This is a genomic window from Anoxybacillus tengchongensis, assembly GCF_014201585.1.
GTDB lineage: Bacteria > Bacillota > Bacilli > Bacillales > Anoxybacillaceae > Anoxybacillus > Anoxybacillus tengchongensis.
This window is the reverse complement of record NZ_JACHES010000018.1, coordinates 22,592-39,659: the sequence shown is the minus strand read 5'-3', so window position 1 is coordinate 39,659 and position 17,068 is coordinate 22,592. Positions and strand designations below refer to the sequence as shown.

The window sequence follows — 17,068 nt, the reverse complement described above, 5'->3', positions numbered from 1 at the left end:
CCACGGACACCCTTGCGTTAGGCTAACTGCTACTTCTGCCTTCGCAGTTCGGGACTTTCACCCTAGAGATTGCACCCATGCCGAGCACACCAAAAAGAAGGGGACTAATCCCCTTCATACAATGGCAATGTGATCGTGACAGTCGTTCCGACGTTCAAGCGGCTTTCATATGTAATCGTTCCTCCCATTTGGCGAATCAGACGTGCGGTAATCATGCTTCCAAGCCCTGTTCCTTTCGATTTTGTCGTATAATACGGCAAGCCGATGTTTTTTAACTGTTCTTCGGTCATTCCTTTTCCTGTGTCGCGAATCGTAATGATCACTTGCTTTTCTTTTTCATCGACCGTTTTATGAATCGTCACGACCCCGCCATATTCAATTGCTTCCATTCCGTTTTTTATGACGTTTAATAGCGCTTGTTTTAAATAATGTTTATCGCCATACACATCGCTTTTCCCTTCCGTATATAGCTGCAACGATACGTTTGTCATCGTACCGAGCGGACTTAACAAATGAACGGATGTATGTAAAACGTCATCGATATTCACTTTTTGACGTTCAAATGGCGTTGGTTTAGCTAATGTTAAATATTCGGTAATAATTTGATTCGTTCGATCTAATTCTTCTAAAATGACGGGAGCGAATTTTTTCACGTTTTCATCAGTCGTATCTTCGCTTAAAAATTGGACAAAGCCGCGCACCGTTGTGAGCGGATTGCGAATTTCATGAGCGAAAGATGCCGCCATTTCGCTGACGGTGGCTAGTTTATCGACGTAAATCATATCGTCAAACTGCTCGTTAAATTGAATGAGCCGTTCAATGACGTAAACAAGCGCGACAAACATGGCGATAAAAAACGAAAAATATACGACATAAAACCGCCAAGGAAGCGGTGGAACGGCGTATATAATCGTTGCGACATACAAAATAAGATAAATGAAAACGATCATAAGCCCATATAATATTTTTCTTTTTACGTTAAAAAAAGACGTACGAAACATCATACCGACGATGTAGGCAAATACGGACACCGCCGAACCTACATAAGCGAATGGGCCACCGATGATTAAACGAACGATGACAACTGTAAATGTGCATAACAACCCTGCGGTTTTTCCAATATATAATGTTGTCACTAAAATGACGATCATGCGAAAGTCGAAGTTCGTTTTCGCAAGCGGCTGAATCGGATACATCATACATAAAATGGCTGTAAATGATGAAACGATACCGTAAATGACTTTTTGTTTCCATGTGAGCACCATTTTTCTTCGGAATGGAAAAAATAAGTTCGCATTAAAAACGAGTGAAAATAAAATCGTAATATTAACAACGAGTGGCTTAATAATCGCAACAAACATATGATGCCTCCATGATGGTTGTTCCACATGTATTGTAACATAAGAAGTGTGACGGCTATATTCGTTTTTATTTTCAGAAAAAACAAAAACATTGACATCTTTATGAACACGATAGACGTGGACAAATATGGCGCGTTACAATGATTGTGAAAACAAACACGAAAGGTAGTGTCAAAATGAAAGGGTTAGCCATTCTTTTTGAAGAAGATCATACAGTAACGATTGTAGAAGATGTAGAAAAAGAACAGCTAGAAGAAGTGGCCGATGAACAAACAGAAGCTGTTCTTTGGCATGATGAAGAAATCGACTGGGACTACGGTTATTAATAGATCAAGCTGGCGTTCGTCAGCTTTTATTTTTTTGTTTTAATTTTTCGAAATTTTATTTACAATTTACAAAAAACTCTTTATAATGTAGAAAAGGGGGAAGAGTATTCTTCTCGCTAAGGGGGAATGAAACATGTTTGAAAAGTACAATGATATGGCACTCGTATCGCAGCCACACGATGTCGCTAATGGTTATGGGCAAGCAGCACAATTCGTGATCGAACAGGCGTTATTCCGGTTTGAAAGAGAGCGTCTCATGCGCGATATTGACAAGGCGCTTGAAGAACGGAATGAAACGTTGTTTCTAACCCTCGCGCAACAATATAATGAGCTTCTCGCTCGCTATCGTCATTTGGAGGATGTACACGCATGATCGACTGTGATATGACAGAACAGCACATAAGGTGAACGTTTTGAGCAAAACACATTGCGAAACGTTCACCTTTTATTGTTTAATAGAAAAAAACAAAGAAAGGTGAAAGACGATGACGCTACCGATGAATGAACGTGTGCAACATATTCAACTCTCTGGCATTCGTCAGTTTTTTAATCTCGTTTCCAAAGAAAAAGATATGATTTCATTAACGATTGGACAGCCGGACTTTCCGACACCCGATCATATTAAAGAAGCGACAAAACGTGCGCTTGATGAGCAGTTTACTTCTTATACGCATAACGCAGGATATGTACCGTTACGTGAAGCGGCTTGTCGCTTTGTTGAAACGAAATACAACTTGCATTATACCGCTGATGAAGTGATCGTTACCGTCGGGGCGAGCCAAGCGCTTGATATTGCCTTTCGTACGATTTTAACAGAAGGTTCCGAAGTCATTCTCCCTGCCCCTGTGTATCCGGGATATGAACCGATCATTCGGCTATGCGGGGCAACACCTGTATATGTCGATACGCGGCATACAGGCTTTAAACTATTAGCCGAGCAAATCGAACCGCTTATGACCGAGCGAACGCGATGCATCGTGTTGCCGTACCCGTCTAATCCGACGGGGATGACGTTATCACACGATGAGCTGCAACAAATCGCTCAACTTGTAAAAGACAAACCGATTTGGATCATTTCCGATGAAATTTATAGCGAACTGGTGTTTACAGGCAACCATCAGTCGATTGCGACATGGCTTCCTGACCAAACGATCGTCATTAACGGCGTTAGTAAGTCGCATGCGATGACTGGGTTTCGCATCGGGTTTTTATTTGCGCGAAAATGGATTATTGAGCATATGTTGAAAGTGCATCAATATAACGTCTCATGCGCGACATCTATTTCGCAACGAGCGGCGCTTGAAGCGCTAACAGTTGGGATGAACGATGCGCACGACATGAAAAAGCAATATGCTGAACGAATGTCATATGTGTACGAGCGCCTTCGTGCCATCGGCTTTGACGTCCAAAAGCCGAATGGAGCGTTTTACATTTTTCCTTCCATTGCAAAGTTTCATCATTCGTCATTTGATTTTGCGTTACAGCTAGCGAAAGAAGCAAAAGTCGCTGTCGTGCCAGGAAGTGCATTTTCGACATACGGTGAAGGATATATTCGTATATCGTATGCTTGTGCGATGGAGGAGCTACAAAAAGGGCTCGACCGCATCGAATCGTACATAAAAAAAGGTGCTCGCTAAAAGCACCTTTTTACCATTCTTTATACCATTTATATAACGCTTGTGTACCGCTTTGTTCTTCCCCACGCTCCGCAAGCGACTCATACAATTGTTTTGCAAGCTTTAAGCCGGGCAGTGATAAACCGAGCGTTTCTGCTTCGGCAAGCGCGATGCCCATATCTTTAATAAAATGTTTCACATAAAAGCCCGGGGCGAAATCGCCAGCAAGCATTCTTGGAGCTAAGTTGGAAAGCGACCAGCTCGATGCCGCTCCTTGCGAAATGCTTTGCAAGACGCGTTCTGGGTCTAATCCTGCTTTTTCAGCATAAACAAGCGCTTCACATACGCCAATCATATTTGTCGCAATCGCAATTTGGTTGCACATTTTCGTATGTTGCCCTGCTCCTGCTTTCCCTTGCCAAACGATGTTTTTTCCGATATGCGAAAAAAGCGGCATACATGCGGAAAACGCTTCCTTGTCCCCGCCGACCATAATCGACAACGTGCCTTCGCGTGCACCAATATCGCCGCCTGATACAGGTGCATCAAGAGCGAACATTCCTTTTTCCTTTGCTGCCTCATAAATGCGTACCGCAAGCGACGGTTTAGATGTCGTAAAATCAATCAAATACGCGCCGCGCTTCGCATCGTTCAAAATGCCGTCATCGCCAAAGTATATATGTTCCACATCGTGCGGCTCACCAACCATCGTCATGACGACATCCGCCACTTGAGCGACGTCTTTTACTGTTTCTTTCCATACTGCACCTTCTGCTAATAAATCTTCCGCTTTTTCCTTTGTGCGCGTATATACAATGAGCGAATAGCCTGCCCGAAGCAAGTTGCGCGCCATACTTTTTCCCATGACACCAAGTCCAATGAAACCAATCGTTTGCATGTTTCTCTCTCCATTCTAAATCGCTTTGACCATGCCGCCATCGACTAAAAGCGACTGTCCTGTCATATACGTATTTTCATCCGACAATAAAAAGGCGACGACGTTTGCAAACTCTTCAGGTGTTCCGTAACGACCGAGCGGAATGGTCGCTTTCATGCGCGCTTCCATTTCTTCTTTGCCAATGCCGAGTTTTTTGGCGTTTTGTTCGTCTAAATAGGCGACACGTTCCGTTGCGATGCGCCCCGGGGCAACGGTATTGATTAAAATGCCGTATGGGGCAAACTCTTGTGCGAGCGTTTTTGTCAAACCGACGATGCCGAGACGAAACGTATTCGACAAAAGCAAGCCTGGAATCGGTTCTTTAATGGAAGATGATGCAATATTGACGATTTTCCCTTTCGTCTTTTTCAAATGTGGCAATGTTGCGCGAATGAGCCGCACGTAGCTGAGCACATTTAACTCAAACGCTTGTTGCCAATCCGCATCTGTTAACGTCGCAAACGTCCCGGTCGGAGGACCGCCGGCGTTATTCACTAATAGATGAATGTCGCCAAATGTTTCTACTGTTTTTTCGACTAATTGCTCGATCATTGCGTTGTTCGTCACGTCTGTTACAACATAGGCCGCTTTTCCTTTTCCGAGCGCATTGAGCTGTTCAGCGACAGCGTGCAATTTTTGCTCATCGCGGCTAGCAAGCATGACGTTCACTTCTTGTGAAACAAGTTTTGTCGCAATCGCTTTGCCAAGCCCTTGGCTTGATGCGGCTACAATCGCTGTTTTCATTTCCCATCCTCCCCTCAACATATACATTCGCTAACGACGACGCGATTCCTTCCTGTTCGCTTCGCTTCATATAACGCTTCATCCGCCCGCTTAACCATTTGCTCTTTCGTCATTCCTTGTTCGTATTCGCAAACGCCAAAGCTACACGTAATATGCCCAACTTTCGGAAAATGAGTAGTTGCTATGAGCTGGCGAAGCGCTTCCGCTAAACGATACGCTCCCGTTTGCGATGTGGCAGGCGCTAAAATAATAAATTCTTCCCCGCCCCAACGCGCCAATATGTCGCAGTCGCGCAATCGATTCGAAATCGTTTCACACATGCGCGTCAGTACCATATCACCGACATCATGCCCGTACGTATCGTTTACTTTTTTAAAATGATCAATGTCAAACAAAATAATAGAAAACGTATGTTTATATCGTTTCGCGCGATGAATTTCACGGGTAAAAAACTCGTCAAATTTTAAGCGGTTAAACGTTTTTGTAAGTGGATCTTTTGTCGCTAAAAATTCATTCCGTTTACTTTCTTCCTCAAGCGCGGTAATGTCGGTGAGTACGACTAAATACGACTCGGGCTCATCAGGAAACGACGTCGCCTTCACTAAAAACACGTGTTCTTCTGATTGCTTGCACATCATTTTTACTTTTAAAAACGGAATCGTGCGATCAATGAGCGGGCGAAGCCACCGCCTTTCTCCTTTCATATAAAAATAGCCAGGTTCAGCAACAAAATAATCGCATACGTGCGCTTGACCAGCACGAAGTTTTTCCATTTGTTCTCGTCCGAAAAACCGTTGAAACGATAAATTGCAATCGAGCAATCGTTCATCATTTAAAATGCATATTAAGTTTTCTTGAAAATCAATAATCGTGCGCGTATATTGTTTTTGTTTTTCTAGTTCCCGCTCGAGCTGACGTTGATAAATCGAATGTTGCAACGATTGCAAAAATTTTTCGTGGTCAATCGGCTTTAAAATAAAATGATTCACTCCGTATTCAATCGCCCGAATGAAAAAGTCGTTATCGTCATAGGCGGTCGTAATAATAATTTGCACATGTTTATCCATCTCACGAATATGGCGAATAAGCTCTAATCCGTTTAATATAGGCATTTTAATATCTGTAATGACGATGTCCGGGTGAAACGTCGTAAATAGTTCGAGCGCTTCTTGACCGTTTTTCGCTATTTTTACTTCACGAATGCGCCGTTTAAGCAAACGCGTCAACATCTCGCGTGCGCTCGGCTCATCTTCGACATATAATACTTTTACATCTGTTTGAACCGCAATCATGAACCCCTTCCCCCTTTACTTCGCGGCATGCGGATCGTAAACGTCGCTCCATTTTTGGATGATGAAATGAGCAAATCACCGCCCATTTTTGTCACAATCATTTTTGACATATATAGTCCGAGACCAGTGCCGTCTTTTTTCGTTGTCACGTACGGTTCGAACATACGTGGCATGATCGTTTCGTCAATGCCTCCTGCATTGTCTTTTACTTGAATGTAAATGAATGAGTCGTCTGCATATGTACGAATGCAAATGATTCGTCGCCCCACATCCCGTTCAACAAATTGTTCGCACGCATTTGTCAACAAATTAATGAGCACTTGACTCATTTCATTCGGATAGCCATACATGTGCGCACGCGTCCGATTTTGAACGTGCAAATGAACGTCATAATGGTCTAAACTTGCTGAAATAATTTTTAACGCTTGGCGAATGGCTTGAACGGGACGAAAGTACGATGCTTCCTTATGCGGTTTAAAAAAATTGCGAAAATCGTTAATCGTTCGGGACATATGTTGAATTTGAGCAAGACATTTTTGAATAGATGTGCGCAAATATGATTCGTTTAGTTCTCCGTACGTATATGCTTCTTGTATATCTTGTAAAAGCAAGCCGAGGACGTTTAACGGCTGTCGCCATTGGTGAGCGATGTTTCTTAACATTTCTCCCATCGTTGCATAGCGTGATTGCTCAATAAGCATAAAATCTTTTTCGCGATTTTTTCGCACTTCTTCTTCAACTTTTTGTTGGAGTGTTGCATTCATTTGTTCCATTTCTTGTTTTAGCTGTTGAAGTTCCGTCAATTCTTGTTCCCGTTTAATCCCCTCGCCAATCGTGCGAGCAAGCGCCCAAAAAATCGCACGTTCATGAGCGGAAAACATTCGTTTTTGTTCGCAATCGACGACGCTTAAAAATCCCCATCGTTCATCGTGAATAAAAATGGGGGCGATCATAAATGACTGAATGGCGTGTTTCTCAAAAACAGTGCGTACATTCCCATCTAATTCATTTGTATGCCCGACAAACACATTTCCGTCATATAAATGGGCTAAACAATGAGCGTCTTCTGTTGGAAGTACGATGTCATCACGTGGCAGAAAACGTGCAGAGGGTGTTTGTATATCGTAAATGCGTTGCAATGTATATGTTTGGTCCGTTGCATATAAACGAAAAATGGCGACGCGCGTCACATGAAGCGCAATGCGCAAACTTTCTAACGCCGCCATCAGCGAGCGATCCATAGCCCTCTCCTCCAAAAACGAACAAATATAGGCCTTTTATCCTAAATTTATCGTAATTCTCACGTAAAAAAAAATCAAGGAAAAAAATTGTTACAAACACGTAAAAAAGCTAGGCATGATGCCTAGCTTTATACACGAAAACGATGGATGAGTTGTTGCAATGAGCGGCTCATATCGTTTAGTCGTTCTGCCGCTTCTGTCACCGTGCTTAATGCTTTTAATTGTTCTTCCGATGACGCGGATACTTCTTCTGCCGATGCGGCTGATTGTTCTGAAATCGCTGCTAAATTTTGTAATGCAGCAACAATTTGTTCTTTATTCTCGTTCACGTCGTGAATTTGTGTAAAAATATGTTCAATCGCTGACGTTAATTGTTCCATCATCGTCGCAATATGCATAAACGATTCTGCAGTTTCGTTTACTGCTTGTTGTTGCTGGTCGTTCATTTGCTTCGTATGATCAACCGCTTCAGTCGCAAGGGTGGCTTGTTGTTGAATGGACGTAATCGTTTGGCGAATTTGTTCTGTCGCTTGCGCCGATTGTTCGGCAAGCTTACGCACTTCTTCCGCAACAACCGCAAATCCTTTGCCATGCTCTCCTGCACGTGCCGCTTCAATCGAAGCGTTGAGTGCTAAAAGGTTCGTTTGCGCGGAAATGTCGGTAATCGTTTGAATAATCGCACCGATTTGTTTCATTTTTTCGCCTAAATCGGTGATCACCGTTTCAACCGAACGCAATTCGTTTTGCGATTCCGCTGATTTCGCTTGAAGCACATTTAATTTTTCGATGCCCATGTAGCTTGCGTCTTTCGTTTCATCGGAAAGTTGTTTCACACGCTCGGCCGATTGCGTCACCGTACCCATTTTTTCAGATAAATCGTTCATGCGGTCGTTCATCGCATCTAAATTGCTTGCTTGTTCGGATACCCCTTTCGCAATATCAGTTACCGCTGTCGTCACTTGTTCGCTTGTCGCCATCGTTTCTTCGGACACCGCGCTTAAATGGTCAGCCGCACCACCGAGTTCTGCGACGGAACGATCGACTTCGCCAATAAGTGAGCGCATATGCGACACCATTTCATTAAAGTGGCTAGTAAGCTGCGCAATTTCGTCTTTTCCTTTCGGTTCGACATGCACCGTTAAATCGCCTGTCGCCACTTGTTGCACGCGCTCATTCAGTTGAACGATCGGTTTGACGATCGAACGCGACACTGCATAAATAAGAAGCGAGGCAAGCACTGTCGCAATGACGACAATCGTCCATGACGTTTTTCCGATCGTCGTTAACGTCGCTAATAAATCTTTTTCTTTGTACACTGCACCGACTTTCCAATTTAACTTTGGAATCGTCGCAAAATACAATAACCGTTTTTCGCCGTCTTGTTCATATTCATAAGCGCCTTTGTCTTCCGAAAACATCGTTTTGACGACCGGATGGTCAGACATATCTTTTCCTTTGTATTGCGGATGAACGATTGCCAATTTGTTTTGGTCAAACAATACCGGATAGCCGTTGTAGCCAACGCGGAATTGTTCAACCGTCTCGGCAAGCGTATTTAACGACACGTCTAAACCGATGACGCCGATCACTTGACCGTTTTCAACAATCGCTTTGGCGATCGTGACAATGTAATCGTTTGTTACCGCATCAACGTATGACTCTGTCCAAATGACTTTGTCTGGCGTTGCCACTGCCGCTTTATACCACGGGCGTGTCGTCGGATCAAAATCCGGCGGCAAATCAACGGATGGCGTCGTATACATGTTGCCGTTTGCTGTACCGATGTAAGCTAATTGTACTTTTTTATGAATGTTTAAAAATGTTGCAAGTTGTTGATCGATCTCTTGCCAAAGTTGTGCATCTTCTGTTTTTGAAAACGTTTGAAATGATTTTGTTTCACTAAATTGCTTTAGCGCATCTTCTTGACTGTCAAAGCTATGTTCAATATCGTCAACAAGCTCTGTCACAAGTGATTCCGCACGCACTTTTGCATCATCTTTCATAACCGATGCCATTTGAACATAGTTGACCGTTTGTGAAGCAACAAGTGCAATAATTAATAATAATGCCATTAAACTCGTTAATTTCATCGTTAATGACCGAAACAAAGTGGCTCCCCCCTAGCTGTGTCGAATGTTGTCGAAAAATTAATAAAGTTGTAGTTTCATTATAAAAGGTTTACATCATCATGTCTATGACCGTTTTTTACTGTTTTTTTTCCATAAAAAAAGAACCGGAGGCGTCCGGTTCTTATCGTTGAAACGTTTCTTTCACGAAACGAACAACTTCTTCTGCTGTCGCAAGCGATAAAATGTGATCTTTCACTCGTTCGGCTTCTTGTTTGGAAAGTTTCTTTAATTGCGAGCGAACGCGTAAAATCGATGTCGCGCTCATGCTAAACTCGTCTAAACCAAATGCTAATAAAATTGGTACAGCTAGCTCTTCGCCTGCCATTTCCCCACACATGCCAACCCATTTGCCTTCTTTATGCGCCGCCTCAATGACGTTATAAATGAGACGTAAAATGGCTGGGTTGTACGGTTGGTATAAATACGATACGCGTTCGTTCATTCGGTCAGACGCCATCGTATATTGAATTAAATCGTTTGTACCGATGCTAAAGAAATCGACTTCTTTCGCAAATTGATCCGCTAATACAGCAGCAGCCGGGATTTCAACCATCATGCCGACTTCGATGTCGTCAGACACTGACACACCTTCAGCAACAAGCTTTTCTTTTTCTTCTAAAAGAATTGCTTTTGCTTGACGAAATTCGTCTAACGTCGCAATCATCGGGAACATAATTTTCAAGTTGCCGTAAACACTTGCGCGCAACAACGCGCGAAGTTGCGTGCGAAACATCTCTTGCATATCTAGGCAAAGACGAACGGCACGGAAACCTAAAAACGGGTTCATTTCTTTTGGAAGGTCTAAATATGGCAATTCTTTGTCGCCGCCGATGTCAAGCGTACGCACGACAACCGGTTTTCCTTCCATCTTTTCTAATACCGTTTTATATGCTTCAAACTGTTCTTCTTCTGTCGGCAACTCGTTACGGCCCATGTATAAAAATTCAGTACGGTATAAGCCGATGCCTTCTGCACCGTTGGCAAGCACACCTTCAACATCATTTGGCGTACCGATGTTTGCAGCAAGTTCTACATGATGTCCGTCGCTTGTAACCGTTTGTTCATGAACGAGCTTTGCCCATTCTGCTTTTTGCGCAGCAAACGCGGCCCGTTTTTGTTCGTATTCAGCAATCGTTTCTTCGGTTGGGTGAATGATGACTTCTCCGTCAAGTCCGTCAATAATGACGATGTCACCGTTTTGAATCGCTGCTGTCGCTTCTTTCGTTCCAACGACAGCTGGAATTTCCATCGAGCGCGCCATAATGGCAGAGTGAGACGTCCGTCCACCGATGTCAGTTGTAAAACCTTTCACATATTTTCGGTTCAATTGAGCTGTATCGGACGGCGTTAAGTCTTCGGCAATGATGACAACTTCTTCTGTAATCATGCTTGGGTTGGAAATCGTAACCCCTAATAAATGAGCAAGAACACGTTTTGTCACATCGCGAATGTCTGCCGCACGTTCTTTCATATATTCGTTATCCATCGCTTCAAACATTGCAATGAACATCGATGCCACTTCATGAAGGGCAAATTCTGCGTTGACGCGTTCTTGTTCAATTTTTTGTTCAACGGCTTGGACGAGTTCTGGGTCGCTTAGTACGAGCAAATGGGCGGAGAAAATAGCCGCTTTATCTTCGCCAAGCTCTTTTAATGCATGCGCTTGAATGACTTCAAGTTCTTCTTTTGATTTGGCGAGCGCTTGTTGAAAACGGTGAATTTGTTCAGCTGGGTTTTCAATCGTTTGTTTTTCAACTGTTAAATCAGGATGTTCTAAACGGTACGCTTTCGCAATGGCGATGCCATTCGATGCAGCAATCCCTTTTAATCGTTTCATTACTCCGCTAATCCTTCTTTTGCTAACGTTTCTGTTAATGCGTTAATCGCGTCTGCTGCATCGCTACCTTCAGCTGAAATCGTAATTTGCGCACCTTGTGGAATGCCTAAAGACATGACACCCATAATGGATTTTAAGTTGACTTTTTTGCCGTTGTACTCTAATTGAATGTCGCTATCGAATTTGCTCGCTGTTTGTACTAACATAGTTGCTGGACGGGCATGAATACCAGATTCTGCAGTTACTTTAAATGTTTTTTGCATATTGCTCATCTCCTCACTTTTTATTTTGAAAACATAGAGGGCGAAAACCCTCTATGTTTTTTTACCGAAAAATGACGTGTTTTGCAAGTAAATTATTTTTGAACGACGACAACGTCTTCGCCTTTTGTTACTGTTCCTTGTTTCGTGATATTTACTGTTTCTCCTGCTTGTAAGTTTGTAAAAATAATTGGTGTGACAACAGAAGGTGCATGTTGTTTTACATATTCAAGGTCCACTTTTAAAAGCGGTTGCCCTTTTTTCACTTCTGTTCCTTCCGATACGAGCGCTTCAAATCCTTGACCGTTCAATTTCACTGTATCAATGCCGAAGTGAATAAGCACTTCACGACCTGTTTTTGATTGAATACCGATCGCATGTTTTGTTGGGAAGACGTTGACGATCGTGCCGTCTACTGGTGATACGACTGTGCCATCTGTTGGCTCAACCGCAAAACCGTCACCCATCATTTTTGTTGAAAATACTTGATCTGGCACTTCAGAAAGTGGAACAACTTTTCCTGTTAACGGTGATGCCACTTGTTCTGTTTCGCCTGTCGCTTGTACAGTTGGTTTTGCTTTTTCTACCGCTTTTGTCGGTACGCGACCTTCCATAATGTCTTTGATTTGTGTTTTTAATATGTCTGATTTTGGTCCGAAAATCGCTTGAATGTTGTTGCCAACCTCTAATACTCCTGCTGCGCCGAGCGCTTTCAAACGATCTTTATCGACATGTTGAATGTCGTTGACAGATACACGTAAACGCGTAATGCACGCATCTAAATGCGCGATATTTTCTTTTCCACCAAGCGCCGCTAAAATTTCGTGCGGAAGTTCACCTGCGTCCGCTGTACTTGTTGTTTCAACTGTTTCTTTTTCACGTCCTGGTGTCGCTAAATCCCATTTACGAATCGCAAAGCGGAATCCGAAGTAGTAAATGACCGCAAACACAAGCCCGACCGGAATGACGAGCCACCAAGCTGTACGACCTGGCAATACACCGAATAGTAAGTAGTCGATGACACCGCCAGAGAATGTCATACCGATTTTGACGTTTAAGATGTGCATAAGCATAAACGATAATCCAGCGAAAATGGTATGAATCGCAAACAATGCTGGTGCAACGAATAAGAATGAAAACTCAATTGGTTCTGTAATTCCTGTTAAAAACGATGTTAACGCTGCAGATGCCATAATACCGGCAACAACTTTTTTGTTTTCTGGGCGCGCTTCATGATAAATGGCAAGCGCTGCTGCTGGTAAACCGAACATCATGAACGGGAATTTTCCTGTCATAAATGTACCTGCTGTTAATTCAGCACCGTCTTTAATTTGTTCGAAGAAAATACGTTGGTCACCGCGTACAAGTTCACCTGCTTTGTTCACGTATTGACCGAACTCAAACCAGAACGGTGAGTAGAAAATATGGTGTAAACCGAACGGAATTAATGCGCGCTCGATGACACCGAAAATGAATGCTGCTAACGTACGGTTTGCATCAATCATATTGTGCGAAAATGCGTTTAAGCCATGTTGAACAGGTGGCCATAACCATGTCATCGCAATACCAAGAATTAATGCCGATGCGGCTGTCACAATTGGAACGAAACGTTTTCCTGCAAAGAAGCCTAAATAAGATGGCAATTCAATGTTAAAGTATTTGTTGTACATATATGCTGCTAAAATACCGACGATAATCCCGCCGAATACCCCCGTTTGCAACGTCGGAATACCTAACACGTTTGCAAATGATGGGTCTGTCCCAATTTGGTCTGCTGTGACACCTAAAATAACGCTCATTGTCACGTTCATGACTAAGTAACCGATGATTGCCGCTAAACCAGCAACCCCTTCACCGCCAGCTAATCCGACGGCAACCCCTACCGCGAATAAAAGCGGCAAGTTCGCAAACACAATCCCACCAGATTGCTCCATCACTTTTGCAACCATTTCGACCCAGCCTGTTTCTAACGCTGGAATTTTTTCAATTAATGCTGGGTTTTGCAATGCGTTACCGAACGCAAGCAAAATACCTGCTGCCGGTAAAATCGCAACCGGAAGCATAAGCGCTTTACCGACTTTTTGTAACGTACCAAACGCTTTTTTCATATAAAACCCTCCTTCATCATGTTAACGTTTGCAACAAACGGCATTTTCATGTATGAAAAGTAGATGAAGCGAAACGTTAGACGTCTAACGAATGTAAGCATTTGCAAATAAGAGAAAACAAAAAGGCACGAGCAAAGAATGACAGAAAAAGGGTATTATGTAACGATTTTTGTCGTTACACCACTTTTTTGCCTTCTTTACTCATGCCTGATCGAATCAGTAACACGTAAAGATAAGTGCCCAATTATTCACTTTTTCCAGTTAGCCGTTGCAAGTGCAACGTTAAATATACGGCTTCGGCTTCATCTACCGGAAGCTGCAACGTTTGCTGCATAATTTTTATGAGCTTCCACGACAAATTATAACATAGTGGGTACGTCTCTTTCAATATGTTCGACAATTTTTTTGGCTCTTCAATTTTTTCCCCTTTTTTCACGCGCTCGATCGCATAGCGCAAATGACGGACAAACCGTAAATAATGAATGCTTTCGCGATCAATACGAATGTCGAGCTGTTCTTCAACAACGGAAACTAAACGAGAAATGAGTTGCGAATGTTGATTCACTTCGGATAATTGATGATTCGTTAGCGCACTATGAATGTGTAAAGCAATAAAGCCAATTTCTCCTTCGGGGAGCTGAATGTGTAACCGTTCATTTAACATGTTTACCACTTCAGCTGCTACATCATACTCGAGCGGATATAAACTTTTTGTCTCGACTAAAAACGGATTTTTAATGTCCATTCCTTGTTCTAGCCGCTTGATTGCAAACAAAATATGATCTGTTAGCGCAACGTGAATATGTTCATTCAACGAGCTGTTCGTTCTTTTCCGAATGTGGTGAATAATGTCGTTCATTAAGCCGATAAATTCTTCATCGACATGTGGCAACAATTTTTTATATTGTTCTTGTTCTCGTTCATTTTTTAAAATAAACCATTTTTCGACGTCTTTTTGTGCAATGATGTCCCCTTTCTTTTTGCCAAAGCCAATGCCTTTGCCGATCAACACAACTTCATCGTACGTTGGATGCGAGGCAATGAGCACGTTGTTATTTAATACTTTTTCAATGCGAAACGATTGTTCCACGTCTAGTTCGCTCCTTTAAAAACGTTTACATTACTTTCAATGTTACGAAACGAACAAAGCTACGTCAATGGAAATGCGTTGTATTTTGTCAAGACAGCTGTGAATGTTTTTTGTCAAAAAGACGTTTCAGTTGCACAAATGCATTTGTTCGATTAAACTTTTGTTCAGTATAAAAATGGAAGGAGTTTGCCATTATGATTCAACTCATTGTTACTGATTTAGACGGAACGTTACTCGGCTATGACCGGCGCGTAAAAAAAGAAGATCGCGAGGCTGTCATTCGCGCCATAACAAGCAACGTCGATTTTGCTGTCGCCTCTGGACGCATGGATAATGAAATTTTAGAAGTGTTAAAAGAAATCGGTCATGACGCACATCGCATTAGCCAAAATGGTGCATTTGTGTACACAAAAAATCATCGCCTTCTTCATCATAGCGCGTTTCATCCAGACATTGCCCGCTCCATTTATGAACAAGCGCGCAAACTAGAAGCGATTGTGCTTGTGTGCAACGAACAAACGAGCTTTGTCGAGACAAAAACAGCGCAAATCGAACAAATGAAAGCGCGGTTATTTTTCGATATTGTCGAAAAACGAAATATGCTCGAAGCGATCGGTCGTGACATATTTCCATCAAAAATTACTGTGATTGGGGAAGAGCACGTCGTCCTGCACTTTGAGCGATTCGTTCGCGAAACGTGGGCACAACATGTCGATACGTTTATTTCTGAACCGCGCTGTTTAGACATTATGCCAAAACAAATTAGCAAAGGCGAAGCGCTCCGATTGCTCATGAATCATTTACAACTGAAAGCAGAAGAAGTGGCTTGTTTCGGCGATTCGTTTAACGACATTCCGATGTTTCGCCTCACTCCGCATAGTTTCGTCATGTCGCATGCGCCCGAACAAGTAAAAAAAGAAGCGCGCTATATCGTTTCTTCCGTTCATGAAGCGATTGAAACGGTGCTTTCCATAAACGAAAAGATGCCTCAAACGTAAGAGGCATCTTTTCATTTTATCATTACTAGAATAAGCGGACGGCTTTCACTGCACGCGGTGCCCAATATGGCTTCATGTTCGCAAACGCGACTCCTGTGCTCGTTGCGGCATGCAACAGCGTTTCGCTATCTACAACGATAGACACATGGTTAATGACGCCATCTCCTGTCGTATCAAAAAAGATTAAATCGCCTTTTCTTACGCTCGCAAGTGGCACTTCAGTACCGACCATGGCTTGTTCGCGCGATGTGCGCGGCAATGTGATCCCGTTTTCGCTATATACGCGATACGTAAACGATGAGCAGTCAAATACATCTGTGCGCGTCGTTGGTGCACCAAACAAGTATTTCGCTCCCACGTATTTTTTCCCTGTTTCAATAATCGCATTTGCTCGTTCTTCCCATGAAAGCGGCACATTGATCGTTTGCCCAACGCGAATAAAATCAACATTTGTGATATTTGGGTTTAGTGCGAGTAAATCGTTTACCGTCACATTAAATTTTTTCGCAATCGTTGATAACGTGTCGCCCGGTTGGACAATATACGATTTACTTGCGCTAGTTGTCGACGTTGGCACCGATGTTTGTGTCATTGTCGGCGCTGGTGTTGGTGACGTCAATTGATTTGTCGTTGTATTAGTTGTGATGATTGTTGGCACTTTAATCACTTGTCCGACATAAATCCGATTCACATCTGTAATCGTTGGGTTCAATTCAAGGAGACGTGTCACTGTCGTATTCCATCTTCTTGCAATCGTTGATAACGTATCGCCACTTTGAATCGTATATGTCGCTGTCGTCGATGCTACCGTTTGTGTTGTTGGTGCTGGCGTTTGTACGGTTGTCGGGGCATCGGGCACTTGTAATACTTGTCCAATAAAAATCGTATCTGACGTTAACTGATTTAACGCTTTTATTTCATTGACGGATGTACGGAACGTTTGGGCAATTTTCCATAATGAATCCCCTGATTTGACCGTATATTGTGCGGCGTCTACCGCTTTTTCACCTAAAAATAACGTCGATAATACCGCTCCAGCTACAATCGTTTTTTTCATCGTTCCAAACTCCTTTTTCTTTTTTTGAAGCGCTTCCTTGCTCATATGATAACATGAAACTACGAATCTATT

The 17,068-nt window shown here is 42.8% G+C and carries 15 protein-coding genes; 4 read left to right on the top strand and 11 right to left on the bottom strand.

Annotated elements, in window-relative coordinates; genetic code table 11:
• Positions 1-104: 104 nt before the first annotated feature.
• Positions 105-1,361, bottom strand: a complete 1,257-nt coding sequence (locus HNQ82_RS14055; protein ID WP_183250389.1) for an ATP-binding protein — start codon at positions 1,359-1,361, stop codon at positions 105-107.
• Positions 1,362-1,501: 140 nt separating this feature from the next.
• On the opposite strand from HNQ82_RS14055, the gene HNQ82_RS14050 reads away from it, so the two are divergent.
• From HNQ82_RS14050 to HNQ82_RS14040, 3 genes are all read left to right on the top strand, one after another.
• Positions 1,502-1,687, top strand: coding sequence for a hypothetical protein (locus HNQ82_RS14050; RefSeq protein ID WP_055440264.1), 186 nt, complete (start codon positions 1,502-1,504; stop codon positions 1,685-1,687).
• Positions 1,688-1,820: 133 nt separating this feature from the next.
• Complete coding sequence (locus tag HNQ82_RS14045) at positions 1,821-2,060, top strand: IDEAL domain-containing protein (RefSeq protein ID WP_183250387.1); 240 nt, start codon at positions 1,821-1,823, stop codon at positions 2,058-2,060.
• Positions 2,061-2,172: 112 nt separating this feature from the next.
• Positions 2,173-3,324, top strand: coding sequence for an aminotransferase A (locus HNQ82_RS14040; RefSeq protein ID WP_183250385.1), 1,152 nt, complete (start codon positions 2,173-2,175; stop codon positions 3,322-3,324).
• A gap of 10 nt (positions 3,325-3,334) precedes the next feature.
• Here the strand turns inward: HNQ82_RS14040 and HNQ82_RS14035 are convergent, their stop codons facing one another.
• From HNQ82_RS14035 to glcT, 9 genes are all read right to left on the bottom strand, one after another.
• Positions 3,335-4,201 carry an NAD(P)-dependent oxidoreductase gene (locus HNQ82_RS14035; protein WP_183250383.1) on the bottom strand — a complete coding sequence of 289 codons (867 nt, stop codon included), beginning with the start codon at positions 4,199-4,201 and terminating at the stop codon, positions 3,335-3,337.
• A 15-nt stretch (positions 4,202-4,216) separates the two neighbouring features.
• A complete protein-coding gene (locus tag HNQ82_RS14030) occupies positions 4,217-4,984 on the bottom strand; it encodes an SDR family oxidoreductase (protein ID WP_183250381.1) in 768 nt (255 codons plus the stop codon).
• Between the two features lie 14 nt (positions 4,985-4,998).
• Positions 4,999-6,276 carry a GGDEF domain-containing response regulator gene (locus HNQ82_RS14025; protein ID WP_183250379.1) on the bottom strand — a complete coding sequence of 426 codons (1,278 nt, stop codon included), beginning with the start codon at positions 6,274-6,276 and terminating at the stop codon, positions 4,999-5,001.
• Positions 6,273-7,517 (bottom strand): GAF domain-containing sensor histidine kinase, encoded by a 1,245-nt coding sequence (locus tag HNQ82_RS14020; RefSeq protein ID WP_183250377.1) that lies wholly within the window; start codon positions 7,515-7,517, stop codon positions 6,273-6,275. Before HNQ82_RS14020 ends, HNQ82_RS14025 begins: the two co-directional genes overlap by 4 nt.
• A gap of 128 nt (positions 7,518-7,645) precedes the next feature.
• Positions 7,646-9,625 (bottom strand): methyl-accepting chemotaxis protein, encoded by a 1,980-nt coding sequence (locus HNQ82_RS14015; RefSeq protein ID WP_183250375.1) that lies wholly within the window; start codon positions 9,623-9,625, stop codon positions 7,646-7,648.
• Positions 9,626-9,767: 142 nt separating this feature from the next.
• Positions 9,768-11,483 (bottom strand): phosphoenolpyruvate--protein phosphotransferase, encoded by a 1,716-nt coding sequence (gene ptsP, locus HNQ82_RS14010; RefSeq protein WP_183250373.1) that lies wholly within the window; start codon positions 11,481-11,483, stop codon positions 9,768-9,770.
• Entirely contained in the window at positions 11,483-11,755 is a 273-nt protein-coding gene (locus HNQ82_RS14005; RefSeq protein WP_099668608.1) for a phosphocarrier protein HPr, read from the bottom strand. The genes ptsP and HNQ82_RS14005 overlap by 1 nt, the downstream gene beginning before the upstream one ends.
• An 83-nt stretch (positions 11,756-11,838) precedes the next feature.
• Positions 11,839-13,851: a glucose-specific PTS transporter subunit IIBC gene (gene ptsG / locus HNQ82_RS14000; RefSeq protein ID WP_183250371.1), complete on the bottom strand. Its 2,013-nt coding sequence runs from the start codon at positions 13,849-13,851 to the stop codon at positions 11,839-11,841.
• 244 nt (positions 13,852-14,095) lie between these two features.
• The gene (gene glcT, locus HNQ82_RS13995) at positions 14,096-14,941 is read right to left on the bottom strand and encodes a glucose PTS transporter transcription antiterminator GlcT (protein WP_055440274.1); all 846 of its coding nucleotides are present in this window, start codon (positions 14,939-14,941) and stop codon (positions 14,096-14,098) included.
• Positions 14,942-15,135: 194 nt separating this feature from the next.
• Between glcT and HNQ82_RS13990 the strand changes: the two genes are divergently transcribed.
• Entirely contained in the window at positions 15,136-15,939 is an 804-nt protein-coding gene (locus HNQ82_RS13990; protein WP_183250369.1) for an HAD family hydrolase, read from the top strand.
• A gap of 25 nt (positions 15,940-15,964) precedes the next feature.
• Here HNQ82_RS13990 and HNQ82_RS13985 read toward each other — a convergent pair whose 3' ends face one another.
• Positions 15,965-16,996, bottom strand: a complete 1,032-nt coding sequence (locus HNQ82_RS13985; RefSeq protein WP_246349074.1) for a C40 family peptidase — start codon at positions 16,994-16,996, stop codon at positions 15,965-15,967.
• Positions 16,997-17,068: the final 72 nt, after the last annotated feature.

Excerpts from the sequence above, each read along its gene's own strand:
- HNQ82_RS14035 (WP_183250383.1), bottom strand. The coding sequence starts at position 4,201 with ATGCAAACGATTGGTTTCATTGGACTTGGTGTCATGGGAAAAAGTATG.
- HNQ82_RS14020 (WP_183250377.1), bottom strand. The coding sequence starts at position 7,517 with ATGGATCGCTCGCTGATGGCGGCGTTAGAAAGTTTGCGCATTGCGCTT.
- ptsP (WP_183250373.1), bottom strand. The coding sequence starts at position 11,483 with ATGAAACGATTAAAAGGGATTGCTGCATCGAATGGCATCGCCATTGCG.
- HNQ82_RS14025 (WP_183250379.1), bottom strand. The coding sequence starts at position 6,276 with ATGATTGCGGTTCAAACAGATGTAAAAGTATTATATGTCGAAGATGAG.
- HNQ82_RS14030 (WP_183250381.1), bottom strand. The coding sequence starts at position 4,984 with ATGAAAACAGCGATTGTAGCCGCATCAAGCCAAGGGCTTGGCAAAGCG.
- HNQ82_RS14050 (WP_055440264.1), top strand. The coding sequence starts at position 1,502 with ATGATTGTGAAAACAAACACGAAAGGTAGTGTCAAAATGAAAGGGTTA.
- HNQ82_RS14055 (WP_183250389.1), bottom strand. The coding sequence starts at position 1,361 with ATGTTTGTTGCGATTATTAAGCCACTCGTTGTTAATATTACGATTTTA.
- ptsG (WP_183250371.1), bottom strand. The coding sequence starts at position 13,851 with ATGAAAAAAGCGTTTGGTACGTTACAAAAAGTCGGTAAAGCGCTTATG.
- HNQ82_RS14040 (WP_183250385.1), top strand. The coding sequence starts at position 2,173 with ATGACGCTACCGATGAATGAACGTGTGCAACATATTCAACTCTCTGGC.
- HNQ82_RS14005 (WP_099668608.1), bottom strand. The coding sequence starts at position 11,755 with ATGAGCAATATGCAAAAAACATTTAAAGTAACTGCAGAATCTGGTATT.
- HNQ82_RS13985 (WP_246349074.1), bottom strand. The coding sequence starts at position 16,996 with ATGAAAAAAACGATTGTAGCTGGAGCGGTATTATCGACGTTATTTTTA.
- HNQ82_RS14045 (WP_183250387.1), top strand. The coding sequence starts at position 1,821 with ATGTTTGAAAAGTACAATGATATGGCACTCGTATCGCAGCCACACGAT.
- HNQ82_RS13990 (WP_183250369.1), top strand. The coding sequence starts at position 15,136 with ATGATTCAACTCATTGTTACTGATTTAGACGGAACGTTACTCGGCTAT.